Annotated in this window: 22 protein-coding genes; 5 read left to right on the forward strand and 17 right to left on the reverse strand. The window is 45.3% G+C overall.

The features are described from left to right. Positions 1 to 6: 6 nt before the first annotated feature. Together modA and EHO57_RS04725 are read left to right on the forward strand one after the other, a co-directional pair. Complete coding sequence (gene modA / locus EHO57_RS04720) at positions 7 to 771, forward strand: molybdate ABC transporter substrate-binding protein (protein WP_135646273.1); 765 nt, start codon at positions 7 to 9, stop codon at positions 769 to 771. Continuing rightward, positions 771 to 1454, forward strand: a complete 684-nt coding sequence (locus tag EHO57_RS04725; protein WP_135646272.1) for an ATP-binding cassette domain-containing protein — start codon at positions 771 to 773, stop codon at positions 1452 to 1454. The genes modA and EHO57_RS04725 overlap by 1 nt, the downstream gene beginning before the upstream one ends. 32 nt (positions 1455 to 1486) lie before the next feature. On the opposite strand, the gene EHO57_RS04730 is transcribed toward EHO57_RS04725, so the two are convergent. The 9 genes from EHO57_RS04730 to EHO57_RS04770 form a co-directional block, all read right to left on the reverse strand. Next, the gene (locus tag EHO57_RS04730; protein ID WP_135646271.1) at positions 1487 to 1819 is read right to left on the reverse strand and encodes a metal-sulfur cluster assembly factor; all 333 of its coding nucleotides are present in this window, start codon (positions 1817 to 1819) and stop codon (positions 1487 to 1489) included. 70 nt (positions 1820 to 1889) lie between these two features. Continuing rightward, the gene (gene chrA, locus EHO57_RS04735) at positions 1890 to 3065 is read right to left on the reverse strand and encodes a chromate efflux transporter (protein ID WP_135646270.1); all 1176 of its coding nucleotides are present in this window, start codon (positions 3063 to 3065) and stop codon (positions 1890 to 1892) included. 33 nt (positions 3066 to 3098) lie between these two features. Then, positions 3099 to 3503, reverse strand: coding sequence for a DoxX family protein (locus EHO57_RS04740; RefSeq protein ID WP_135646269.1), 405 nt, complete (start codon positions 3501 to 3503; stop codon positions 3099 to 3101). A 198-nt stretch (positions 3504 to 3701) separates the two neighbouring features. After that, a complete protein-coding gene (sufU, locus tag EHO57_RS04745) occupies positions 3702 to 4133 on the reverse strand; it encodes a Fe-S cluster assembly sulfur transfer protein SufU (protein WP_135646268.1) in 432 nt (143 codons plus the stop codon). Then, positions 4117 to 5304, reverse strand: a complete 1188-nt coding sequence (locus EHO57_RS04750) for a cysteine desulfurase (protein ID WP_425460771.1) — start codon at positions 5302 to 5304, stop codon at positions 4117 to 4119. The genes sufU and EHO57_RS04750 overlap by 17 nt, the downstream gene beginning before the upstream one ends. Positions 5305 to 5385: 81 nt before the next feature. Then, positions 5386 to 5700: a non-heme iron oxygenase ferredoxin subunit gene (locus tag EHO57_RS04755; RefSeq protein ID WP_135646266.1), complete on the reverse strand. Its 315-nt coding sequence runs from the start codon at positions 5698 to 5700 to the stop codon at positions 5386 to 5388. Then, positions 5700 to 6884, reverse strand: a complete 1185-nt coding sequence (locus EHO57_RS04760; protein WP_135646265.1) for a SufD family Fe-S cluster assembly protein — start codon at positions 6882 to 6884, stop codon at positions 5700 to 5702. Before EHO57_RS04760 ends, EHO57_RS04755 begins: the two co-directional genes overlap by 1 nt. Before the next feature lie 6 nt (positions 6885 to 6890). Beyond that, entirely contained in the window at positions 6891 to 7652 is a 762-nt protein-coding gene (gene sufC, locus EHO57_RS04765) for a Fe-S cluster assembly ATPase SufC (protein WP_135646264.1), read from the reverse strand. Between the two features lie 77 nt (positions 7653 to 7729). Continuing rightward, a complete protein-coding gene (locus tag EHO57_RS04770) occupies positions 7730 to 8974 on the reverse strand; it encodes an EAL domain-containing protein (protein WP_135646263.1) in 1245 nt (414 codons plus the stop codon). Positions 8975 to 9201: 227 nt separating this feature from the next. On the opposite strand from EHO57_RS04770, the gene EHO57_RS04775 reads away from it, so the two are divergent. Beyond that, complete coding sequence (locus EHO57_RS04775) at positions 9202 to 10161, forward strand: DUF2804 domain-containing protein (RefSeq protein WP_135646262.1); 960 nt, start codon at positions 9202 to 9204, stop codon at positions 10159 to 10161. Positions 10162 to 10183: 22 nt separating this feature from the next. Here EHO57_RS04775 and purQ read toward each other — a convergent pair whose 3' ends face one another. From purQ to EHO57_RS04810, 7 genes are read right to left on the reverse strand one after another with little or no spacing between them, the layout of a single operon-like run. Next, positions 10184 to 10843, reverse strand: coding sequence for a phosphoribosylformylglycinamidine synthase subunit PurQ (purQ, locus tag EHO57_RS04780; protein ID WP_135646261.1), 660 nt, complete (start codon positions 10841 to 10843; stop codon positions 10184 to 10186). Beyond that, the gene (gene purS / locus EHO57_RS04785) at positions 10840 to 11088 is read right to left on the reverse strand and encodes a phosphoribosylformylglycinamidine synthase subunit PurS (RefSeq protein ID WP_135646260.1); all 249 of its coding nucleotides are present in this window, start codon (positions 11086 to 11088) and stop codon (positions 10840 to 10842) included. Before purS ends, purQ begins: the two co-directional genes overlap by 4 nt. Next, entirely contained in the window at positions 11064 to 11933 is an 870-nt protein-coding gene (locus tag EHO57_RS04790) for a phosphoribosylaminoimidazolesuccinocarboxamide synthase (protein ID WP_135646259.1), read from the reverse strand. The genes purS and EHO57_RS04790 overlap by 25 nt, the downstream gene beginning before the upstream one ends. After that, a complete protein-coding gene (locus EHO57_RS04795; protein ID WP_135646258.1) occupies positions 11930 to 13078 on the reverse strand; it encodes a PP2C family protein-serine/threonine phosphatase in 1149 nt (382 codons plus the stop codon). The genes EHO57_RS04790 and EHO57_RS04795 overlap by 4 nt, the downstream gene beginning before the upstream one ends. Before the next feature lie 58 nt (positions 13079 to 13136). After that, entirely contained in the window at positions 13137 to 13820 is a 684-nt protein-coding gene (gene ccsA / locus EHO57_RS04800) for a cytochrome c biogenesis protein CcsA (protein WP_135646393.1), read from the reverse strand. Positions 13821 to 13867: 47 nt separating this feature from the next. Further along, positions 13868 to 14536, reverse strand: a complete 669-nt coding sequence (locus EHO57_RS04805; RefSeq protein WP_135646257.1) for a heme exporter protein CcmB — start codon at positions 14534 to 14536, stop codon at positions 13868 to 13870. Continuing rightward, on the reverse strand, positions 14533 to 15156 hold the full coding sequence (locus tag EHO57_RS04810; RefSeq protein WP_135646256.1) for an ABC transporter ATP-binding protein: 624 nt from the start codon (positions 15154 to 15156) through the stop codon (positions 14533 to 14535). The genes EHO57_RS04805 and EHO57_RS04810 overlap by 4 nt, the downstream gene beginning before the upstream one ends. Here EHO57_RS04810 and EHO57_RS04815 point away from each other — a divergent pair. Then, positions 15156 to 16193, forward strand: a complete 1038-nt coding sequence (locus tag EHO57_RS04815; protein ID WP_135646255.1) for a tetratricopeptide repeat protein — start codon at positions 15156 to 15158, stop codon at positions 16191 to 16193. The two genes, EHO57_RS04810 and EHO57_RS04815, sit on opposite strands and share 1 nt — an antisense overlap. Before the next feature lie 74 nt (positions 16194 to 16267). Continuing rightward, positions 16268 to 16891: a hypothetical protein gene (locus EHO57_RS04820; protein WP_135646254.1), complete on the forward strand. Its 624-nt coding sequence runs from the start codon at positions 16268 to 16270 to the stop codon at positions 16889 to 16891. A 137-nt stretch (positions 16892 to 17028) separates the two neighbouring features. On the opposite strand, the gene EHO57_RS04825 is transcribed toward EHO57_RS04820, so the two are convergent. Next, positions 17029 to 18204, reverse strand: a complete 1176-nt coding sequence (locus EHO57_RS04825; protein ID WP_135646253.1) for a lipase/acyltransferase domain-containing protein — start codon at positions 18202 to 18204, stop codon at positions 17029 to 17031. Between the last annotated feature and the right edge of the window lie 14 nt (positions 18205 to 18218).

An 18218-nucleotide genomic window follows, 5' to 3' on the forward strand; every position in this document is an offset into this window, starting at 1 on the left:
AATCGAATGAGGACAAAAAAACATTCATTAATTTTAATATTCTTCTTATTATTCAATGCTTCCGCATTCGCTCAAGAAAAGGAAAAAGAGGTCTTAGTCTCTGCGGCGTCCAGTCTTACCGATGTATTAAAGGAGATCGGTACCGTTTTCCAAGAAAAGACAAAGATCAAACCTATCTTCAATTTCGGTTCCTCCGGAAGTCTGTACCAACAGATCGAAAAGGGAGCACCCGTGGATCTATTCATCTCCGCAGACCAAGAAACTGTGGATAAGGGGATCGCAAACGGGGTCCTGGAATCGAACACCAAGACCGTTCTCTTAAAGAATACCCTGGTCTTGGTTCTCCCTAAAAGCAGTAAGGTTAGGATCGAGAAGATACAGGATCTGCAATCGGCCGAGATCAAAAGGATAGCGATCGGAAATCCAAGCTCCGTTCCCGCAGGCAGATATGCGGAAGAAGTCCTCTCAAAAGACGGATTGCAAAAGACTCTTAAGGATAAATTCATTCCCGCAGAAAATGTACGCCAGGTACTGGACTATGTAGGAAGAGAAGAAGTGGATGCCGGCTTTGTTTATAAGACGGATGCTTTAATCGCAGAATCCAAAGTAAAAGTCGCTCTCGAACTTGGCGGCCATAAACCGATTCTCTATCCAGGGATCGTAGTAAGTGGGACAAAGAACTCCGCGGATGCAAAGGCCTTCTTAAATTTCTTACATAAGTCTCCCGAAGCAAAAGCATTATTTACAAAATATAAATTTACTCTTCCTTAATGTCTCTATCAGTAGATATTCGAAAGAAACTCGCGGACGGGAAAAGGGAATTTCGCCTAGACGTTCAATTCGAACTCGAAGGAAACTTTCAAGTATTGTACGGACCTTCCGGTGCGGGGAAGAGCCTTACACTCAAGGCAATCGCCGGACTTTTAAAGCCCGACTCAGGAAGCATCCGATTCCAAGGGAAAACCTACTTCGATTCCGAGTCGGATACGCATATCCCGCCCGAAAAAAGAAACCTAGGATATCTCTCTCAAAATTATGGGTTATTCCCCCATCTAACCGTTAGGAAAAATATAGAGTTCGGTTTAAAAGGATTATTTCAGATCGGGCTCGGCAAATCGGATACTGGATCCGTAGCGAAACTAATGGAACTATTCGAGATCCAAGAAGCGGCCAATAGTTATCCTAGATTCCTATCCGGGGGACAAAAACAAAGAGTGGCTTTAGCGAGGGCCCTGGCCAGAAATCCGGAAATCTTACTTTTAGATGAGCCGTTTGCGGCCTTAAATCCCGACCTAAGGCAGAAAATGAGAGAAGAGCTAAAGAATCTCAGAGATAGGATACAGATCCCTATTCTTCTCATTTCTCATGATAAGATCGACTCCGATTTTTTTGGGGTTTCTCCACTTTATATGGAACACGGCAAGATCGCCTACGGACCAGTAGGAGAAAATTAAGTTTTTTTAATATACTTCGAAAAGGAAGAAGCTTAGTAATCGAAAATTCCCAGATCCATCTTCGCTTCTTCCGAAGCCATGGACCGAGGATCCCATTTCGGCGTCCAGACCACTTCCACCTCTACAGAATTGATCCCTTCTACCCGGAGTGCATTGTCCTGGATCTCTTGCTTCATCTGAGGTCCGGCTGGACAGGCCATGGAAGTATAGGTCATGTCGATCTTGGCCTTGTCCCCCTCTACCTGGATACGATAGATAAGTCCCAACTCCGCAACGGAGATCCCGATCTCAGGATCTTCTACCCTATGGATCTCCGCATAGATCCTTTTTTCTATCTCTTGAGTTGGTAGCTCTAATAATTGCATGTCTAGTAATTAGTCTATTCTCGTTGAGAATTTGTGTAAAGAATTTTATAGAAGAGAGAGGCTCGGACCCTCAACTTAAGAATGTGGAGAAGATCCCGACCAGAACGATGATCCAACTGGGCACCTGAAAGAAGAAGCTAAGAACGAATAGGACTAGGACTATCATCGAGTCCAATCCGGAACGGATCGTAGAAACGAGCACTGGATCGTATAAGGCAGCCAGTAAGATCCCGAGGACAGCGGGTTGGATCGTGGTCAATGCGGCCTCAACCCTAGGATGCATTCGGATCCTTTGCCAGAATGGAAAGACCCCGAATACCAAAAGAAAAGATGGAAGAAAAATAGAGATCGTTGCAAGGATCGCTCCTTTTCCGCCTTGTATCATTCCGCCTAAGAAAGTAGCGAACGTGAACATGGGTCCGGGAACGGCCTGCGCCGCACCATAGCCGACTAGAAAAACCTCGGAGGAAAGTATTCCTTTCTGTACTGTTTCACCTTCTAATAACGGAAGCACAACATGACCGCCACCGAAAACCAAGGCTCCCGACCTATAAAACCCGTCTGCAAGTTGCAACAAGGGATCCTTATATAAGAAATCCATAAAGGGAAGAAGAATCAGTAGAAAGAAGAACGTAAGCAAACAGACGAGAGCTTTCTGAGTTGGTATAAATCCCAAGGAAGAGGACGATTGTCCGGCCCCAAGATCTTTGGGATCTATCTTGCGTTCCATAAAAAAGAAACCCAGAAAAGCGGACACAAGGATGACCAAGATCTGAGAGTAAACATTCCGAAAAAAAACGGAAACAAAGGCCGCAGCAAGACAAAGCACGATCCCTTTAAGATCCTTCACGGAATTTCCCCACATGGAGCATACCGCCTGAGCGATCACTGCGCAAGCGACCAATTTCAATCCGTGCACCCACTTTAGATCCGGAATTGCATTCGATTTTACTAATATTGCAAAAACGAATAACAAAAGAGCGGAAGGAAGAGTGAATCCGATCCAAGCCAGGATCCCTCCCTTCCACCCGGCTCGGATGGTTCCGATACTGATACCCATCTGGCTACTTGCCGGCCCGGGAAGCATCTGACATACTGCGAGAAGTTCGTTGAACAGATCCTCTTTGATCCAGAGTTTCTTTTTAACGAACTCAGTGTGAAAGTAAGCGATATGAGCGATCGGTCCACCGAATGAGATCATTCCTAACTTTAAGAATGTTAGAAATACTTCCCAACTTCCGTGCATGAGAGGATCGATCTATAAACCTTAATTACTCTTTTATTTCTGCCAAGGGAATAGGGAACGCAACTTAGGATTTCTGAGATACAATCCTGCCCAAAGTATGATCCCCATGTACACTGGAAAAAGGATATGACTCCCCCAAGGATTCAGCACTCGCACATGAGTGGCGACCGCTCCGCCTAGATATCCGGTTAACAAGATCCCGCCTAGGATCGCAGTTCTCGGAAACGCATAGAGAAGAGTGGATACGATCAATGCGGTCCCAATCCCGGGCATGGTCGACATAGGGTATCCCAGTTTTTCCGAATCGGCTAAAGCCTCTTTCGGCATTTTATCCAGAAAGAATTTCATGACACCGTCTAAGAGCAAAAAGGCGACAATCAGTCCACTGAAGATCCGGCCCGTCCACAATTGTCCTTTTGAAACGTTTTCAGATTCCATAAAAGAATTCCTCCAATACAAAGCAATGGGTCGCCATTTTGCAGTTTTTCAGGAACGGTTCAAGCAATTTTAATATAGATCCTCACCCTTCTATCGGGATCCAGATCTCTATTTCTCCCAATCCGGTTTGAGGATTGAATTCCTTTCCGGGAATTATTTGATCCAATCACAATCGGAACATAAAGAAAACAAGAGCGATCAATGATTTTTCTTCAGGATCTTTTCCAGAGTATTCCAGGCCAGAGTGGCGCATTTAATACGGGCCGGGATCTTCTTCACAGCCTCTAAGGATTCCAGGTCTTCGTATTCTTCCGCAAAATTTGGTTCTTTATCTTCCAAAAGCATTTCTTTGAATTCGTGCAAAAGCGATTTGGCTTCGTCCAAAGTCTTTCCGTAAAGACTGTCGGTGAGCATGGATGCGGAAGCTTGCGAGATGGAGCAACCTTTTCCTAAAAAACTGATCTTGGAGATGGTATTTCCATCCAATTCCAAAAAAAGCTCTACCTCGTCTCCGCAAAGAGGATTCACTCCTTCTTCATGAAGATGGGCATGTTCCAGCCTTCCGTGATGCCGGGGATTTTGATAATGATCTAAAAGAACTTCCTGGTATAGACTATCGCTTAAGGACACGACCGAAAATCTCCTTCACCTTCTTTAGACCTACCAAAAGAGCATCTACGTCCTCTTTGGTATTATAAAGATAGAAGGAAGCTCTGCAAGTGCCAGCGATACCTTTGAATTCCATGAATGGTTGCGCACAATGATGACCGACTCGAATGGCGATCCCTTCCTCGTCCAGGATGGAACCTACGTCATGAGGATGAACTCCCGGAAAATTGAAGGAGATCACTCCTCCTCTTTTACTTAAGTCAGAGGTTCCGTACAATTCCAATCCGCCGAAATCTTCCAATCGATCCAACGCGTATTGTAGGAGCTCCAACTCATGGTTTCGGATCTCTTGCATTCCGACTGATTCCAAGTATTCCAGGGCCGCACCGAACCCGATCACCCCGGAAATATTCGGAGTACCGGCCTCTAGTCTAGCGGGAAGATCTGCATAGGTGGATTTTTCCTTCCAAACCCTGGAGATCATATCCCCTCCTCCCATCCATGGAGGCATTGTATCCAGGATCTCTTCCTTAGCGTATAAGATACCGACCCCGGTAGGACCTAACATCTTATGTGCGGAGAATGCATAGAAATCGAAATCCTGTTTTTGCACATTGGTAGGAAGATGGCAGATCCCTTGGGCTCCATCCACTAAAACCTTGGCGCCCACCTGTCTTGCTCTTTTGATGATTGCATCCAGATCGTGGATTGTCCCGGTCACATTGGACATCTGGGCCAGAGCCACCAATTTCACTCTTTCGGTGATAATCTCGTCTATATTACTTAAATCTAATGTAGAATCGGGATTGAGAGGGATGAATTTCAGGACGGCCTGTTTTTCCTGGGCAAGCATCTGCCAAGGAACCAAATTGGAATGATGCTCCAATTCGGTTAATACGATCTCATCGCCTTCATGGATATTCGTGCGTCCCCAAGACTGAGCGACTAGGTTGATGGACTCGGTAGTATTCCTAGTAAAGATCACCACTTTAGCACAGGCCGCCCCAATGAATCGGGAAGCCTTGATACGAGTCATTTCATATTTCTCGGTGGCCTTTTGAGAGAGAGAATACACTCCTCTATGGATATTCGCATTCTCTGCTTCATAATAATGACGGATCGTATCGATAACGGATTTGGGCTTTTGAGAACTCGCAGCGCTGTCCAGAAACACCAAGGGCTTGCCGTTCATCTCCGTAGAGAGAATCGGGAAATCATTGCGGATCTTTTCCAGGTTCCAACTCAAGGTTTCCTTCTCCTTAGTGTGCTCATGTCAATCCTCTAATTCCACTTCGACGTCGTCACCCACGATTCTTGTCTTATAGACTGGCAAATCCTCTACGGCGGGCATACATAAGACCTTTCCGGTCCGAATATTGAACTTAGCGGAATGTCTAGGGCAAACGATTACGTCCCCTTCCAAGTCTCCCTCTGTGATCTCTTCTCCGTCGTGGGTACATACATCTGCGAAGGCGCAGATCTCATCTCCAAGCTTGGTCAGACCGACCTTATGATAACGGGTTTCGGCTACGAATACCTTGCCTTCTTGCAGATCGGAAAGCTTTGCAAGTTTTTGGAATTCGCCCATTATTCCCCCAACATCCTGGATTCTATCATAGAACCCAGTTCTTCTCGAATGCTTTCGGAAGGAAATTCACGGACCACTTCCGCTAAGAAACCCTCTACGATCATTTTTCTGGCTTCGGATTCGTTGATCCCTCTGGAGGCAAGATAGAACAATTGCTCTTCGTCGATCTCTCCGACTGTGGCGCCGTGCTCACATTTCACGCTCTCCGCAAATACTTCTAGCTTAGGAATAGATTCGGCTCTCGCAGTTCGGTCCAGAAGAAGATTGTTATTGATCTGAACGGCGCCGACATCCTTGCAATGTGAAGGAATATGGAGATTGCCTGTAAATACATGATGGGCCTTTTCTCGGACTACCGTGCGATATAGAATGGAGCTCTGCGCATGGCTTTCGGAATGAAGAATGCGGACTTCCGTATCTTGAAACTCCCTTGCTTTGAGCGGAGAAAGTCCCGCATAACGTGTCCAACATCCTTTCCCTGCAACTACAGAATCGTAAAAGGATTTTCCTTTGTATCCACCCCAGGAAGCGATACTTGCATGGAATTTGGAATCGTTCCCTTGAACGGAATGAGTAGCGCGGAAATGAAAGGTAGAATCCCCCAAGTTCTCCACGCTAGAATATTGAAAATCCCCGTTAGAAGGAGTGATCAGCACCGTGACACCGCTCATCAGAACCAGGTCCTTTTGAGAAGGAGAGATCCATCTTTCCAGAAAAGATACTTTTGCATTAGAGGGAGCCTCAATGATCAATAAAGGAAGGATAATATTCCCTTGTTCGCAGTTGATCTTGATCTCAGGAACTCCATCGGAAGAAGATAACTGTATATAATACGCATGAGTGAAATTGGAAAATACGAAACTAGGAAACCATTCCTTGGAATAAAAGGAAAGACTAGCCTCCGCCTTCTTCAGGACTTCGGAAAGTTTTTCGGCAGGGAGTTCTTCCAGCTTAGAGATCTTTGCACCGGGCGAATCGGAGAATGAGACCGCAGAATCCGGGCAAACATTCGTATATTCTGAAATTTTAAAATTAGAAAGGGAGATCTTTCTCCAGGACTCTAAGGATGAATTCGGGAAAGTGATCTCGGAAAGGATCTTTTCCGCCTTGCTGCGAAATTCCTTTAGAGAAGAAGGTTCCTTCTTCTCCTTGATGAAATCAGAAATAGATCCTGTCAAAAGCATCCTTTTTTAGTTCGCTCCCGAGAGAATCCAATCGTATCCTTTTTCTTCCAATTCGAGAGCGAGTTCTCTCCCGCCTGTCTTTAAGATCTTTCCTTGAGCGAATACGTGTACGAAATCAGGAGTCACGTAATTCAACATGCGTTGGTAATGTGTGATGAGCAGAATAGAACGATCTGCGGATTTATTCTTAGTAATACCTTCGCTGATGATCCGAAGTGCGTCTATGTCCAGACCCGAATCGGTTTCGTCCAGAACGGAAAGCTTCGGTTTCAGAAGGGTCATCTGAAGGATCTCGTTCCTCTTCTTCTCCCCTCCGGAGAAGCCGTCATTGACGTATCTTCCGATCCAAGTATCGGGAACATCTAGGAGTGCTGTGGCCTCTTTCAATTCTTTGCGAAACTCTTTTACAGGAAGTTCCTTGCCTCGAACCGATTTGAGGATGGTGCGCAGAAAATTCCCGATAGTGACTCCGGGAATGCTAGTCGGATATTGGAAGCAAAGAAAGATACCTGCTCTCGCTCTTTCGTCGGTCGGCTTTTCCAATAAGGATTCGCCTCGAAAAAAAATCTCCCCGGAAAGCACTTTGTATTTTGGGTGCCCCATGATGACATTTGATAAGGTACTTTTTCCGGATCCGTTCGGACCCATGATGGCATGGACTTCTCCTTCTCCGATCGTTAGATCCACTCCTTTTAGGATTTCTTGGATCTCACCGGATTCGGTTTCAATTCCCGCGCGAAGATTCGAGATTTTTAGTAGTTCCGCCACGTCAGGACTCCTGCCTAGGACTATGTTTTTAATCCTAGGTCGGAGATCAATAGGAAAGATGTTCTAGGTCAGGAGGTTCAGTAGGATTCCCAGTCTAGACGAAGGATCAAAACATGATTTTCGCTTAGATTCAGAGTGAATAAGACATATTGACGCTTGGTTTCTATATCGTGAAATGCTTCCGTAAATCCGGAATTCCGGCTAGAATGATAGGTCTCGGCCTTATGGCGAATGAAGAACGGCTTCCAAGCATAATTATTCCCAATCTCGGTCAAAAGCCTGGTCCAAGGAAGATCATACGAATCCCGTTTAAAAGTGGGAGTTACCTGGTATCCGTGCATATCGCAGATCAAAATGGAAGTGGTCTCCAGAGGAAGGCGGTCCAAAATATTATTCAAGGATTCTGTCATCGCATTCTCGGAAGAAACATCCACCTGTTTGAATATATCCACGAATTGATCCAAGAAGGATTGCTCCCTTCTCAGATTTTCCAGGATCTCTAAGAATCGAAGACCGGAGAATTTTTCGAGAGAAGTCTTGAGAGTCTTATTGAATCTCTTCTTGTCCTGGAAATCCATCGTAGGTCTGGAGAAATAATAACCCTGCAGAAGATTGGCTCCCATAGAAAGGGCCAAATACAATTCTTCTTCGTTTTCCACTCCTTCGAAAAGAAGTTGGGAGCCCAGTCTTTGGGACATTTCGGAGATCGCTGAGAGAACATTCTTGAAAGAGCGACGATTCAAACTCTCTCTCATGATCTTAATATCCACCTTCATGATATCCGGATGGATATATCCGATCCTTTCCAGATTCGAGAAGCCTACTCCAAGATCGTCCACAGCGATCTTGATCCCGCGCTCTCGGAAAAGGCTTACGATATAAAGAAGTTTTTCGATATTTCCTTCGAACTTATCCTCTGTGATCTCCAGCACTAGATCGTTCGGATTAATATCGTATTTCTCGATCAGGTGCAAGATATGCAGACGTTTTACATCCAAAACTTCTCCCGTATAGACCATAGAGAGAAAGTTCGGCATCATGTTCAGGAAGATCTTGGTCTTGAGCCCGGTTTCCTTTACATGTTTGATCGCTTTTTCGCGAATAATACGATCGATATGGACGAGTCGGATGGTATCTGTGTCGGGATTGTGGAAATGATATCCAAGGGACCTATAATCGTTGGATTCAGGAGAAAATACTCTACCTAAAACCTCGTAACCTACAATATTACGATTCCCTACGTCTAAGATAGGTTGGTAATGCGGGGTGTAATAGCCTTCCCCAAGTGATAGAATTTGGTGTGACTCGTATTCGGCGAGCATGCAGAATTCCTTCACTACTAGAATTCGTAAGAACGGAACATACAAGCATATTTCCCGGAATCAGTACGAATAAACGAGAAGAAAGGAAGGAAAAATTCCCTCTTTTTTTCTATTCTTTTTGGTCCTTCTGGCAAATAATCTAAAATCGGAGAGTCCAATGGGGACTCTTTCCGCAAAAGAGAAATCGAAAATTTGATTTCGACTAACGGGAATTAGTTGTAATAAGTATGCGAGAATATTTGGGATCCATCCTACATCCTTCCACATTGGAACCTCTCTTTGGAAGTTATTTCGGGCCGGTTCATATTGACAATTCCAAGGAATACAATTCCGGCCTCTTCTCCAGATTACGCTCCGTCGATTCCGTGTTAGTGGATATTCTCTCCGAGAATGTTTTTTTAGAGCTTAGGATCTTTAGGACACAGTTCCGAGCGGGAGCAAGCCTTCTACTTTGGGATCGTAAGACCGGAAATCTCCAAGATCTGCAGATCCATGAAAGAGGAAATTCTTCCTTTTTAAAACAAGGCAGCTTTAAGGACGGATACTGGAGCTTTACTAAGTCGGACAAAAGATTCAATTTCCGTTTGGACGAAACGATCCGCCAAGGATATACCCATTCTGCGATCTGGGAGAAGGATCTGAACTTTCAGTTGGATGCCCTGGTCCATACGGGAGACAAGATGAAGAACCAATGGTTTACTAAGATCCATCCTTCCGGAAAGGATTGGTTGTTCTTACATCATTCTCCGATCCTAAATGCGGAAGGCCAATTGGCTTGGAACGATGTCTCCTTTCCTTTGCAAGATGATATCCTGGCATATACTGTGAACAAAGGCTTTGGAACGGACGCCTTCCCTTTGGAGAATCGGATCTATTTACAGTTCGCTAACAAGAAGAGGATCCATCTCTATCCGGAGGAAAAAACCGTACTTTGGCAGAGTGGAGAAGCCCAATCCTTAGATTCACTTTCTATCCAAAAGCAAGGCAAGACAAGACTCTTAAGTGATCCGAGCTCAAAACTCGAATTGGTTTTGGAACCGGAGTTGGAAGCAAGTTTCACCCGACCAAAAACCTTCGGAACGGAACGATTTATAAAAACATTATATTCCGTATCCGGCTGGGTGAAGCTTAAGAATAAGAAGGAAAAAGTAAAGAGCGGATTTGCGATCTTAGAGGATCTCGAATAGGCAGAACGGAGCTTCCGTTCTTTTAAGCGCCGATCACTAAATCCAGAACTGTTTTACCGTCCATTTCTCCTGTGATCGGATTCATGGCTCTTTCTGGGTGAGGCATCATCCCAGACACTTTGAAATCCGGAGAGCAAATCCCGGCAATATTATCCAGACTTCCGTTCGGATTCTCATCCGCATACAGGAATAGGATCCTTCCCTCGTCTTTCAGTTGTTTGCGAATATCTTCGGATGCGAAATAGCAACCGTCTCCGTGAGCAACTGGAACCCGGAGAACTTGGTCCTTACCGAGCTTGCCGGAGATCTTGTTGGAATCGGAAGCTTTCTTAAGACCTACAGTCTTACAGACATACTTTAGATTTCTATTACGTATCAGAGCTCCAGGAAGATATCCTGCCTCCGCAAGGATCTGAAAACCATTGCAGATCCCGAATAGTTTTCCTCCTCGATCCGTATGCTCTTTTACGGACTTCATCACAGGAGAGAAAGGAGCCATGGCTCCGGAGCGAAGATAATCCCCATAAGAAAATCCGCCGGGCAAGATCACTAAATCGTATTTTTCTGAGAACTGATCCTTGTGCCAGACCCGATCCACTTTCGCAGAATAGAAATCGGAAAGCACTCTTGCAATATCACTATCGCAGTTGGAACCAGGAAAGGTAATGACCGCTGCTTTCATCCAGGGATAATCTCCGAACGATAGGTTTCGATCACATGATTGACCAATAATTTTTCACAAAGACTTGTTACTGTTTTCTGAGCGGTTTCCAGATCGGGAGAATCCAATTTGACTTCGATATACTTGCCCACTCTTACATCTTGCACCGAGTTTTCGCCCAATTCATGAAGCGTGGATTTGACCGTACTTCCCTGAGGATCGAGTACGGATTCTTTCAGAGTTACGTTAATTCTCGCGATAAACATTTTAATAGCCGATCCTGTATTTCCTTATACGCTTCCTGGAGTTCGACAATCAGACTCTCCGGAAGATCCGGAGGAGGAGGAAGTTTGTTCCAACCCGATCTTTCCAAATAATTTCTAAGGATCTGTTTGTCCATACTAGGCGGGGTGGTCCCGACAGTATAGGTTTCTTCCGCCCAGTAGCGGGAAGAATCCGGAGTCAGGATCTCATCGATCAAGATGACCTTTCCGTCCGAGATACCAAATTCGAACTTAGTATCGCAGAGCAAAATCCCGGCCCCTGCTACCAGTTCAGCCGCACGGGTATAGAGGGAAATCGATTTTTCCTTCAGAATCGAGAAGAGTTCGGAACCTATCTCGTTTTTCATTCTTTCTTCCGAAACGTTTTCGTCGTGACCAGTATCGTTCTTGATCGCAGGAGTAAAGGCAGGCTCCGGTAATTTATCGGATTCTCTTAAACCGGCTGGAAGTTTCTTGAAGGCAAGTGTTCCATCCTGCTTATATTCCTTCCAACCGGAACCGGAAAGATAACCTCGAACCACACATTCGAAATCCACTCTTTGGCATTTCTTCACGAGCACGGATCTATCTTTCAGATCGGGATGATCCTTGTATGGAGAAGGAAACTTGGAAACATCAGTCTCCAGAATATGATTGGGAATATCCTTAAAATAGGAAAACCATTCGGCAGAGATCCTATTTAAGACCTTGCCCTTGCCGGGAACAAGCTGACGAAACACAACATCAAAAGCGGAAACCCGATCCGTGGAACAAAGGATCAGGGAATCTCCTAGATCATAAACATCTCTAACTTTGCCAATATAAGAAGGATCAGGAAGTTTGCTCATCCTTGGATAACCATGAGAGCTATATCATCGTCGTGAGTCATTTTTCCGGAATGGGCGAGTATTCTTTCCAAAGAAAAATTCAGGATATCGGCCTTGGATTCCACCGCTTCTTTTAGGATCCTCTTCAGAGTTTCTTCGCCCAGAATATTATAGTTCTCGTCCGTTATTTCAGTAGCTCCATCGGTGTAAAGCAATAGGGAAGATCCAAGAGGCAATTTCACACTTCTGAATTCATCCTCTGCTCCGAGCTCGATAGGAATGATCAGAGGGCCCATTCCTGGAAGTTCTTCGACTTGTCCATCCTTGTATAGAAGCGGAGGCGGATGTCCTCCATTCGCGTATTCGAAATTTCGATCCTTGTCCAATATCCCATAGAAGAAAGTGATGGAGAAATCTTCAGGCAGTATCTTTTCCAATTGAAGACGAAGCGTCTTTACCTTCTCCTCAAGAGTATTACTTCTTCCTAAATTACTCACCTGCATCTTTACCATGGCAGAAAGAAGCGCCGCAGAAGGGCCATGACCGGAACAATCGGCGATAAACACATGTAGTTTATCTTCTTCGATCCAAGCGTCTATGAAGTCCCCTCCGATCTGCATCAAAGGATGGAATACGGAGGCGATATTGAACCCATTCCATTGCAGTTGTTTTTCGGGGACAAGCTCTTGCTGTACTCTTCTCGCCATCACCAGTTCTTTTTCGTATTTCTTCTTTTGTTGCATCAACTCGTCTTGGAGATTCTTGATGCGGATGAATGCACGGATCTTGGCGACTAGTTCTTTCGGCTGGAAAGGCTTATGAAGAAAATCGTCCCCGCCATGAGTGATTGCTTCGTCGAATCCCAATTCCCTATTATAAGCCGTGATAAAAAGAATGGGCAGAAGATTGAACCGATCTATCTCTCTCAACTCTTTACAAAAAGAGAAGCCGTCCTGGCCAGGCATACTTACATCCAGTAGAAGTATATCTACAGGATTAGTCGCAAGGATTGCTCGAGCCTCTTCCGTATTCATTGCGGTCAACACCTGAAATCCCAAAGGCTTGAGAGTGTGTACTAAAAGCTTGAGATTGATATCCGAATCATCGACCGCAAGGATCGAATAATCGGAATAATTCAGATGGGCCTCAGACTTTTCTCTATCCACGTGCGTTCACCATTCTTAGTCGGATTCGTATATTAGATCTTTTTAAATTGAATACTTTTTAGTCTTGCAGCTCGTCTTTGATCGCCTGCATCTTATCCAATCTATAGACTACCCTATATAGAATTAGAAAGAGCAAATGATAGGCGAGAACTCCCGCCCAAAACGAAAGTCTCATATCAGGATCCATTCCCTTCTTCCCCAAAACGGAAGAAGGGTGATTGCCGGGATTATCCACCCAACGGATGGCTCCCCAGGTCAGGATCGCATTCACAGTACAGAATAAACTTAAAAACGCGGAGAAGATATACTTCTTATTATGATCTACGATCAAAAAGCGAAGAAGGAAATAGGCCACGAGGCTTAGCACTAAAACGAAGAAAGAATTCAGACGCGCATCCGTACTGTCCCAAGGAGTTCCCCAGGCAAGATACGCCCAGATCGGTCCCGAAAACAGAACACCGATTGCAAACAGAAGAGAGATCTTATTCGCAGAAAGAGAAAGAGTATCCCAAATCCGGTCCTTAGTGATCAGATAGATCACGGCGCATACCGCAGAGATCCCGGGACCATATAAGGCCACCCAAGCGACGGGAACGTGAAAGTAAAAGATCCGATGCGAGATCCCTTGTTCCAAGATCACATTCGGATAATACAAACCGAGTAAGACAGCAAAAGGAAAAAATAGAAAGAATAAGAGAGCCAGGATCCAATCCCAAACCGGATGCGCGAGGCGAATATTCATTATGCTTGGAAGTCTGTCCGTATCCTTTCCTCCGATCAAGAAGAATCCTATTCGTCGGAAGTCATTTCTACCAGAAGTGCACCCATGGAGCCGTAAAAAAGAGAGAAGGCTAGGAGTAAACAGAAGGAACCCGCCAGAGCGGAAAAAGGTTGCGTGGCAAATTTTCTCTCCGCCTCCATTCCGTACAAAAAGACGGGGATAGAAAGTGGCACGAGCAGTAATGGAAGTAGGATCTCTTTCAAGCGAGAAGACAAACTAATATGGGAAAGGCAAACTCCTAAAAAAGAAAGGCAGAGCAATCCAGGCAAAAAGAAAACCAATTGTCTTCCGATCTCGGCCCATTCTGCGGGAAAGGCGGAGAAAAAAAGAGCGAATAAACCCAACAGATACACGCTCGTTCCGGACAAGGCGATAAAAACCAGAATAGATTTGGAGAGAAACAAGATCCAAGGAGAAATAAATAAACGACTCGCGGTCCCGCCCCCGGCCTCTCTTTCTTCCCAAGTGAACTGACCGACTAACACGAAGGAGGCGACAAATAGAATGGACCATTTCAATCCGATGAGTGCGACTCCGTCCATGGCCCCATTCCTTTCCAAAGCATAATGGAATAAGAACACCATTGCGGAAACAAGTACAAGCAAAGAGAGGATCCCGTTACTCGCCCTTCCTAACAAACGGAATTCCTTTCGGATCAGAGCCAGGATCGCTTTCATTTGGAGGATTCCCCCAATTCCAGGATCCGACTCGGCGCGGAAAATTGCAGATCAGGATCATGGGTCACAAGCACGATCGCAGAAGTTGGGAGCACGGATTCCAGAACGAGTCTCGCTTTCGCTTCTCCTTCCGTATCCAAGGCAGTGAAAGGTTCGTCTAAAAGATACAATTCCACGTTAGGCAAAAGAGCACGGACTAACGCTGCCTTTTGTTTCATTCCCCTGGAAAAAGAAGAGACCGGATCCTTTCTTCTTTGCCAAAGGCGGAAGTCCTTGAGCCAAGAAATAACTTGGTCTTCCGGACGACAATCCCCCGCAATCCCTCTGAAATATTCCAGATTTTCTTCCAGACTCAATGTGGTATACAGTCCCAGCTCATGGCCCAAGTAGGAAAGTCTAGGGAAAGGAGAAGAAGGAAAGCGGATCTCCTTCTTGTATTTATCGTGTTGCAAAACGGATTTCAAGAGAGTAGTCTTGCCTGAACCGTTCATTCCCCTCACGAAAAGGACTTCTCCCCGAAAAACGGAGAAGGAGACGTTCTTTAAAACGGACTTTCGTCCGATACTATAAGATAGACCGGAACATTCCAATATGGGAATTGATGTTTGAGTCGAGACCAATGAGGACAATCTTCCTTCTAAAACAGTATTTACAAGGCTTTAATTTCCGGCTTTGCATTTCCTTGCTCTGTCTCTTCTCCTCTTCTCTCCAAGCTCAATTCAAGATAGGCGGGATCGAGTATGCAGGTATTCTTTGGGGAGAGAATGAATTCTTAGATCCTGAGTTTTATCAAGACGGAAGCCTCGCTCGTTCGGAGCAGGATTTTATCGTCGCAGCAGGTAGACATTGGAAAGGTCCCCCTCCTCCCTCCAAAGCAAGCTTCGAATACCAAGGAAAGAAGATCGATAATTGCGGGAATTTTAATAATGAAGCGGTAGCTCTATTGCAGACTGCGGATCCCGCCAAACGGGCGACTGCGATCTCCATGCTGGAGGCAGGCGTAAGATTCGATCCTTCCTTCTTCGCATTTCGTTATAACTTGGGAAGAGCCTATCATATAGAGAAGAATTACCAAAAGGCAGTACTCCAATTCGAATATGCGATCGCGGAAGTTCCTCAATATTACAGAACTTATATACATCTGGGCGTTCTGTACGAGCTATTGAACGAGCAGATCCAAGCAGTGATCTATTATAAAAAAGCGGTGGAAAGGAACCAATTCCAGACGGAGGCATTGGTGCTTCTCGCGGAACATTATATCAAAACGGATCTCAAGAATAGGGCCAATATCTATATTAAGAAAGCCTTGTCCATAGACCAGAATAGCCCGGATGCGAAACTGGGACTAGCCAGATTGGAGATCATGGGTGGTCGGGATTACTACGCGTACAAGATCCTGAGGAACACGGACCTCTACGACGACCAAGGGAAGAAGAGGCCGTACAATAAAAAATTCCATTTCTTCTTTGCAGAGACTGCGAGTAAGATCGGCGATTATGTCACGGCTGCTAAAGAATATGAAGAACTGCTAAAATACCCCAACGACCCTTTCTTCTCGGAATTCTCCCTGAAGATCATTGAAAGAAGAAGGGACCTAGCCAGAAGATTCGCCGAGATCAAGGCCGCAGACGAGGAAGCGGAGAAGGAGCAACAATAACCTAAGCCAGCAGAAAATCGAAAAAGACTTGGCAAGAGGACCGAAACCGCCTACCTTTGGGGGTGGAGGATCCAATGAAAAACCAAACCAGGCTTTTCGCGTTGGCGGCCCTCTTCTTCTTCGTTCCTTTGCTGGCCCAAGAGAAACAAAAGGTCAATCAATCGGACGTATTTCAGGACGAGACTAGCGAGTACACCAAGTCACTGAAAAAGATCATCGTTGGGTTGGAAGCTACCATCAACGAGAGATTGAAAGACTTGGAACGCAAGCACGATATTCTCGTGGTCTTGATGCCGAAGTATGAGAAACGCCAAACCATTGTCACGGAAGACATTCCTTTCCAAGTTCAGGACGGTTATGAGAGTAACTTATTCAAGTACATAACCTTCCAATTCAACGGCGGAAAGGTTTCCGATATCACCCTTGCATCCGAAAGCAAAAGGATCTATTACGAGGTGATGTTCGAGAACAAGAAAATCGTCTTTAAACCGGCTGACTTAAAATCGAGCGAAGTAACCCACGAGGTCTTTGAAAAGACGGAAGTGACCCGCTTGAGTGAGATGTCTCTCGAAAACCAGATCAAAGCTTTAAGATTATTAGAAGCAAGCCTTCGTTCGTCCATCTATCGGATAGACGTTCTCTTAGCTTTGTATAAGGACAAAAAAGACCGCAAGAACTTGTATCATATCGAGTTCTGATCCAAAACGGATTTCGATCTTTTTCGAGACCCCGTGGCGAAGGCCCCGGGGTTTTTTATTATACAGGTAAGCCCTCTGCAGTCTTGTCATCCCGAACAAGGATCTTACTACAGAAGCGTTTCAGATTTTTATCGAGCTTATCGTTTTTCCGCAAAATCCAGGATCTTTTTCTGCACTTTCTCATCGTTTAGGAGCGCAGAATGCTCCGCTTCGGAAACAAAGATCTCATAAGGAATCCCGTCCGGAGGAAGAGAACTTTCCGCAGTCACTCTTCCATCGCCCGGAACTCTTTTTCCTTTTTCGAAATCCCAGATCCAGTCTTCTCCTTTTTTCTCGCCAGGAAGAGTCCTCAAAGTGGGACGATTCACTGCATGCACTACTAAGACCGGAGGAAGATTTCCCTTCTTCTTGGGTTCGAGAGAATTACGAAAAGAAAGAGCCTTGTCTAGATTGGACTGATAGGATTCCAGACTAGGCTCCGATCGGCAGCCGGATGCTTTATTATAAATACCTAATTGAAAACGCTTCCAATCCTTCGCTTGGAAGAATTGCACTTGGATTGGCTCTCCCGTCGGAGTCGTGAGAACATCTTTTGTGTCGAAGCTTTGGTTCCTAGGAAAGAAGGTAAGCACGGAAACAAAAGTTGATACGACGCAGGCTCCTGCGATCTTCCCATTCAGACCGGTAGAAACTCCAGGAATCAGATCTTCCATAAAACCGATGCCGGAATGAAAAGGAGTTCCTACAAACACCGCTTTTCCGATCAGATCCGGTCTGCGGTTCAGAACGGAAAGCGTAAGATTCCCTCCATTGCTATGGCCCACAACAACCGGAGCGATATTCCCATTCTCCGACTTTACTTTCTCTAAAAATGATTCCAGATGCTTAGAGATCTCACCGTTGTCCCTTCTCCAGTCATACGGAAAAACGTACGGCTTTCTATTAGAAGAGCGAAGAGCCGCAAGCCATGGAGAATACACTTGGACATCGATGACTTTCGGGATCAATGTCACGGATCCAAGAACATTTCCCTCTTGGATCCCATCCCCTTCCCGATAACTCAGATCCGGATGAGAAAAGCCGAGTGCCTGGCTTGGAGTCAGCCAAACTTTTCTCCAAGAATCCTCTCCTGTATTTTGAACGAGCTCGGAACCTTTATATCCGGGCACGAACACGATAGAGGGACCAGGACTCACTTGGACCTTACTGTCTTTTAAGAGAGCCGGACCAAAAGGACCCTTTGCATCACAGGAAGCAAAGAAGAATACGAATGAAACTGCCAGTAAGACGAATTGGATTTTCTGCTTGGACATAGGCCTTAGACTTG

It is taken from the genome of Leptospira langatensis, from assembly GCF_004770615.1.
GTDB lineage: Bacteria > Spirochaetota > Leptospiria > Leptospirales > Leptospiraceae > Leptospira_B > Leptospira_B langatensis.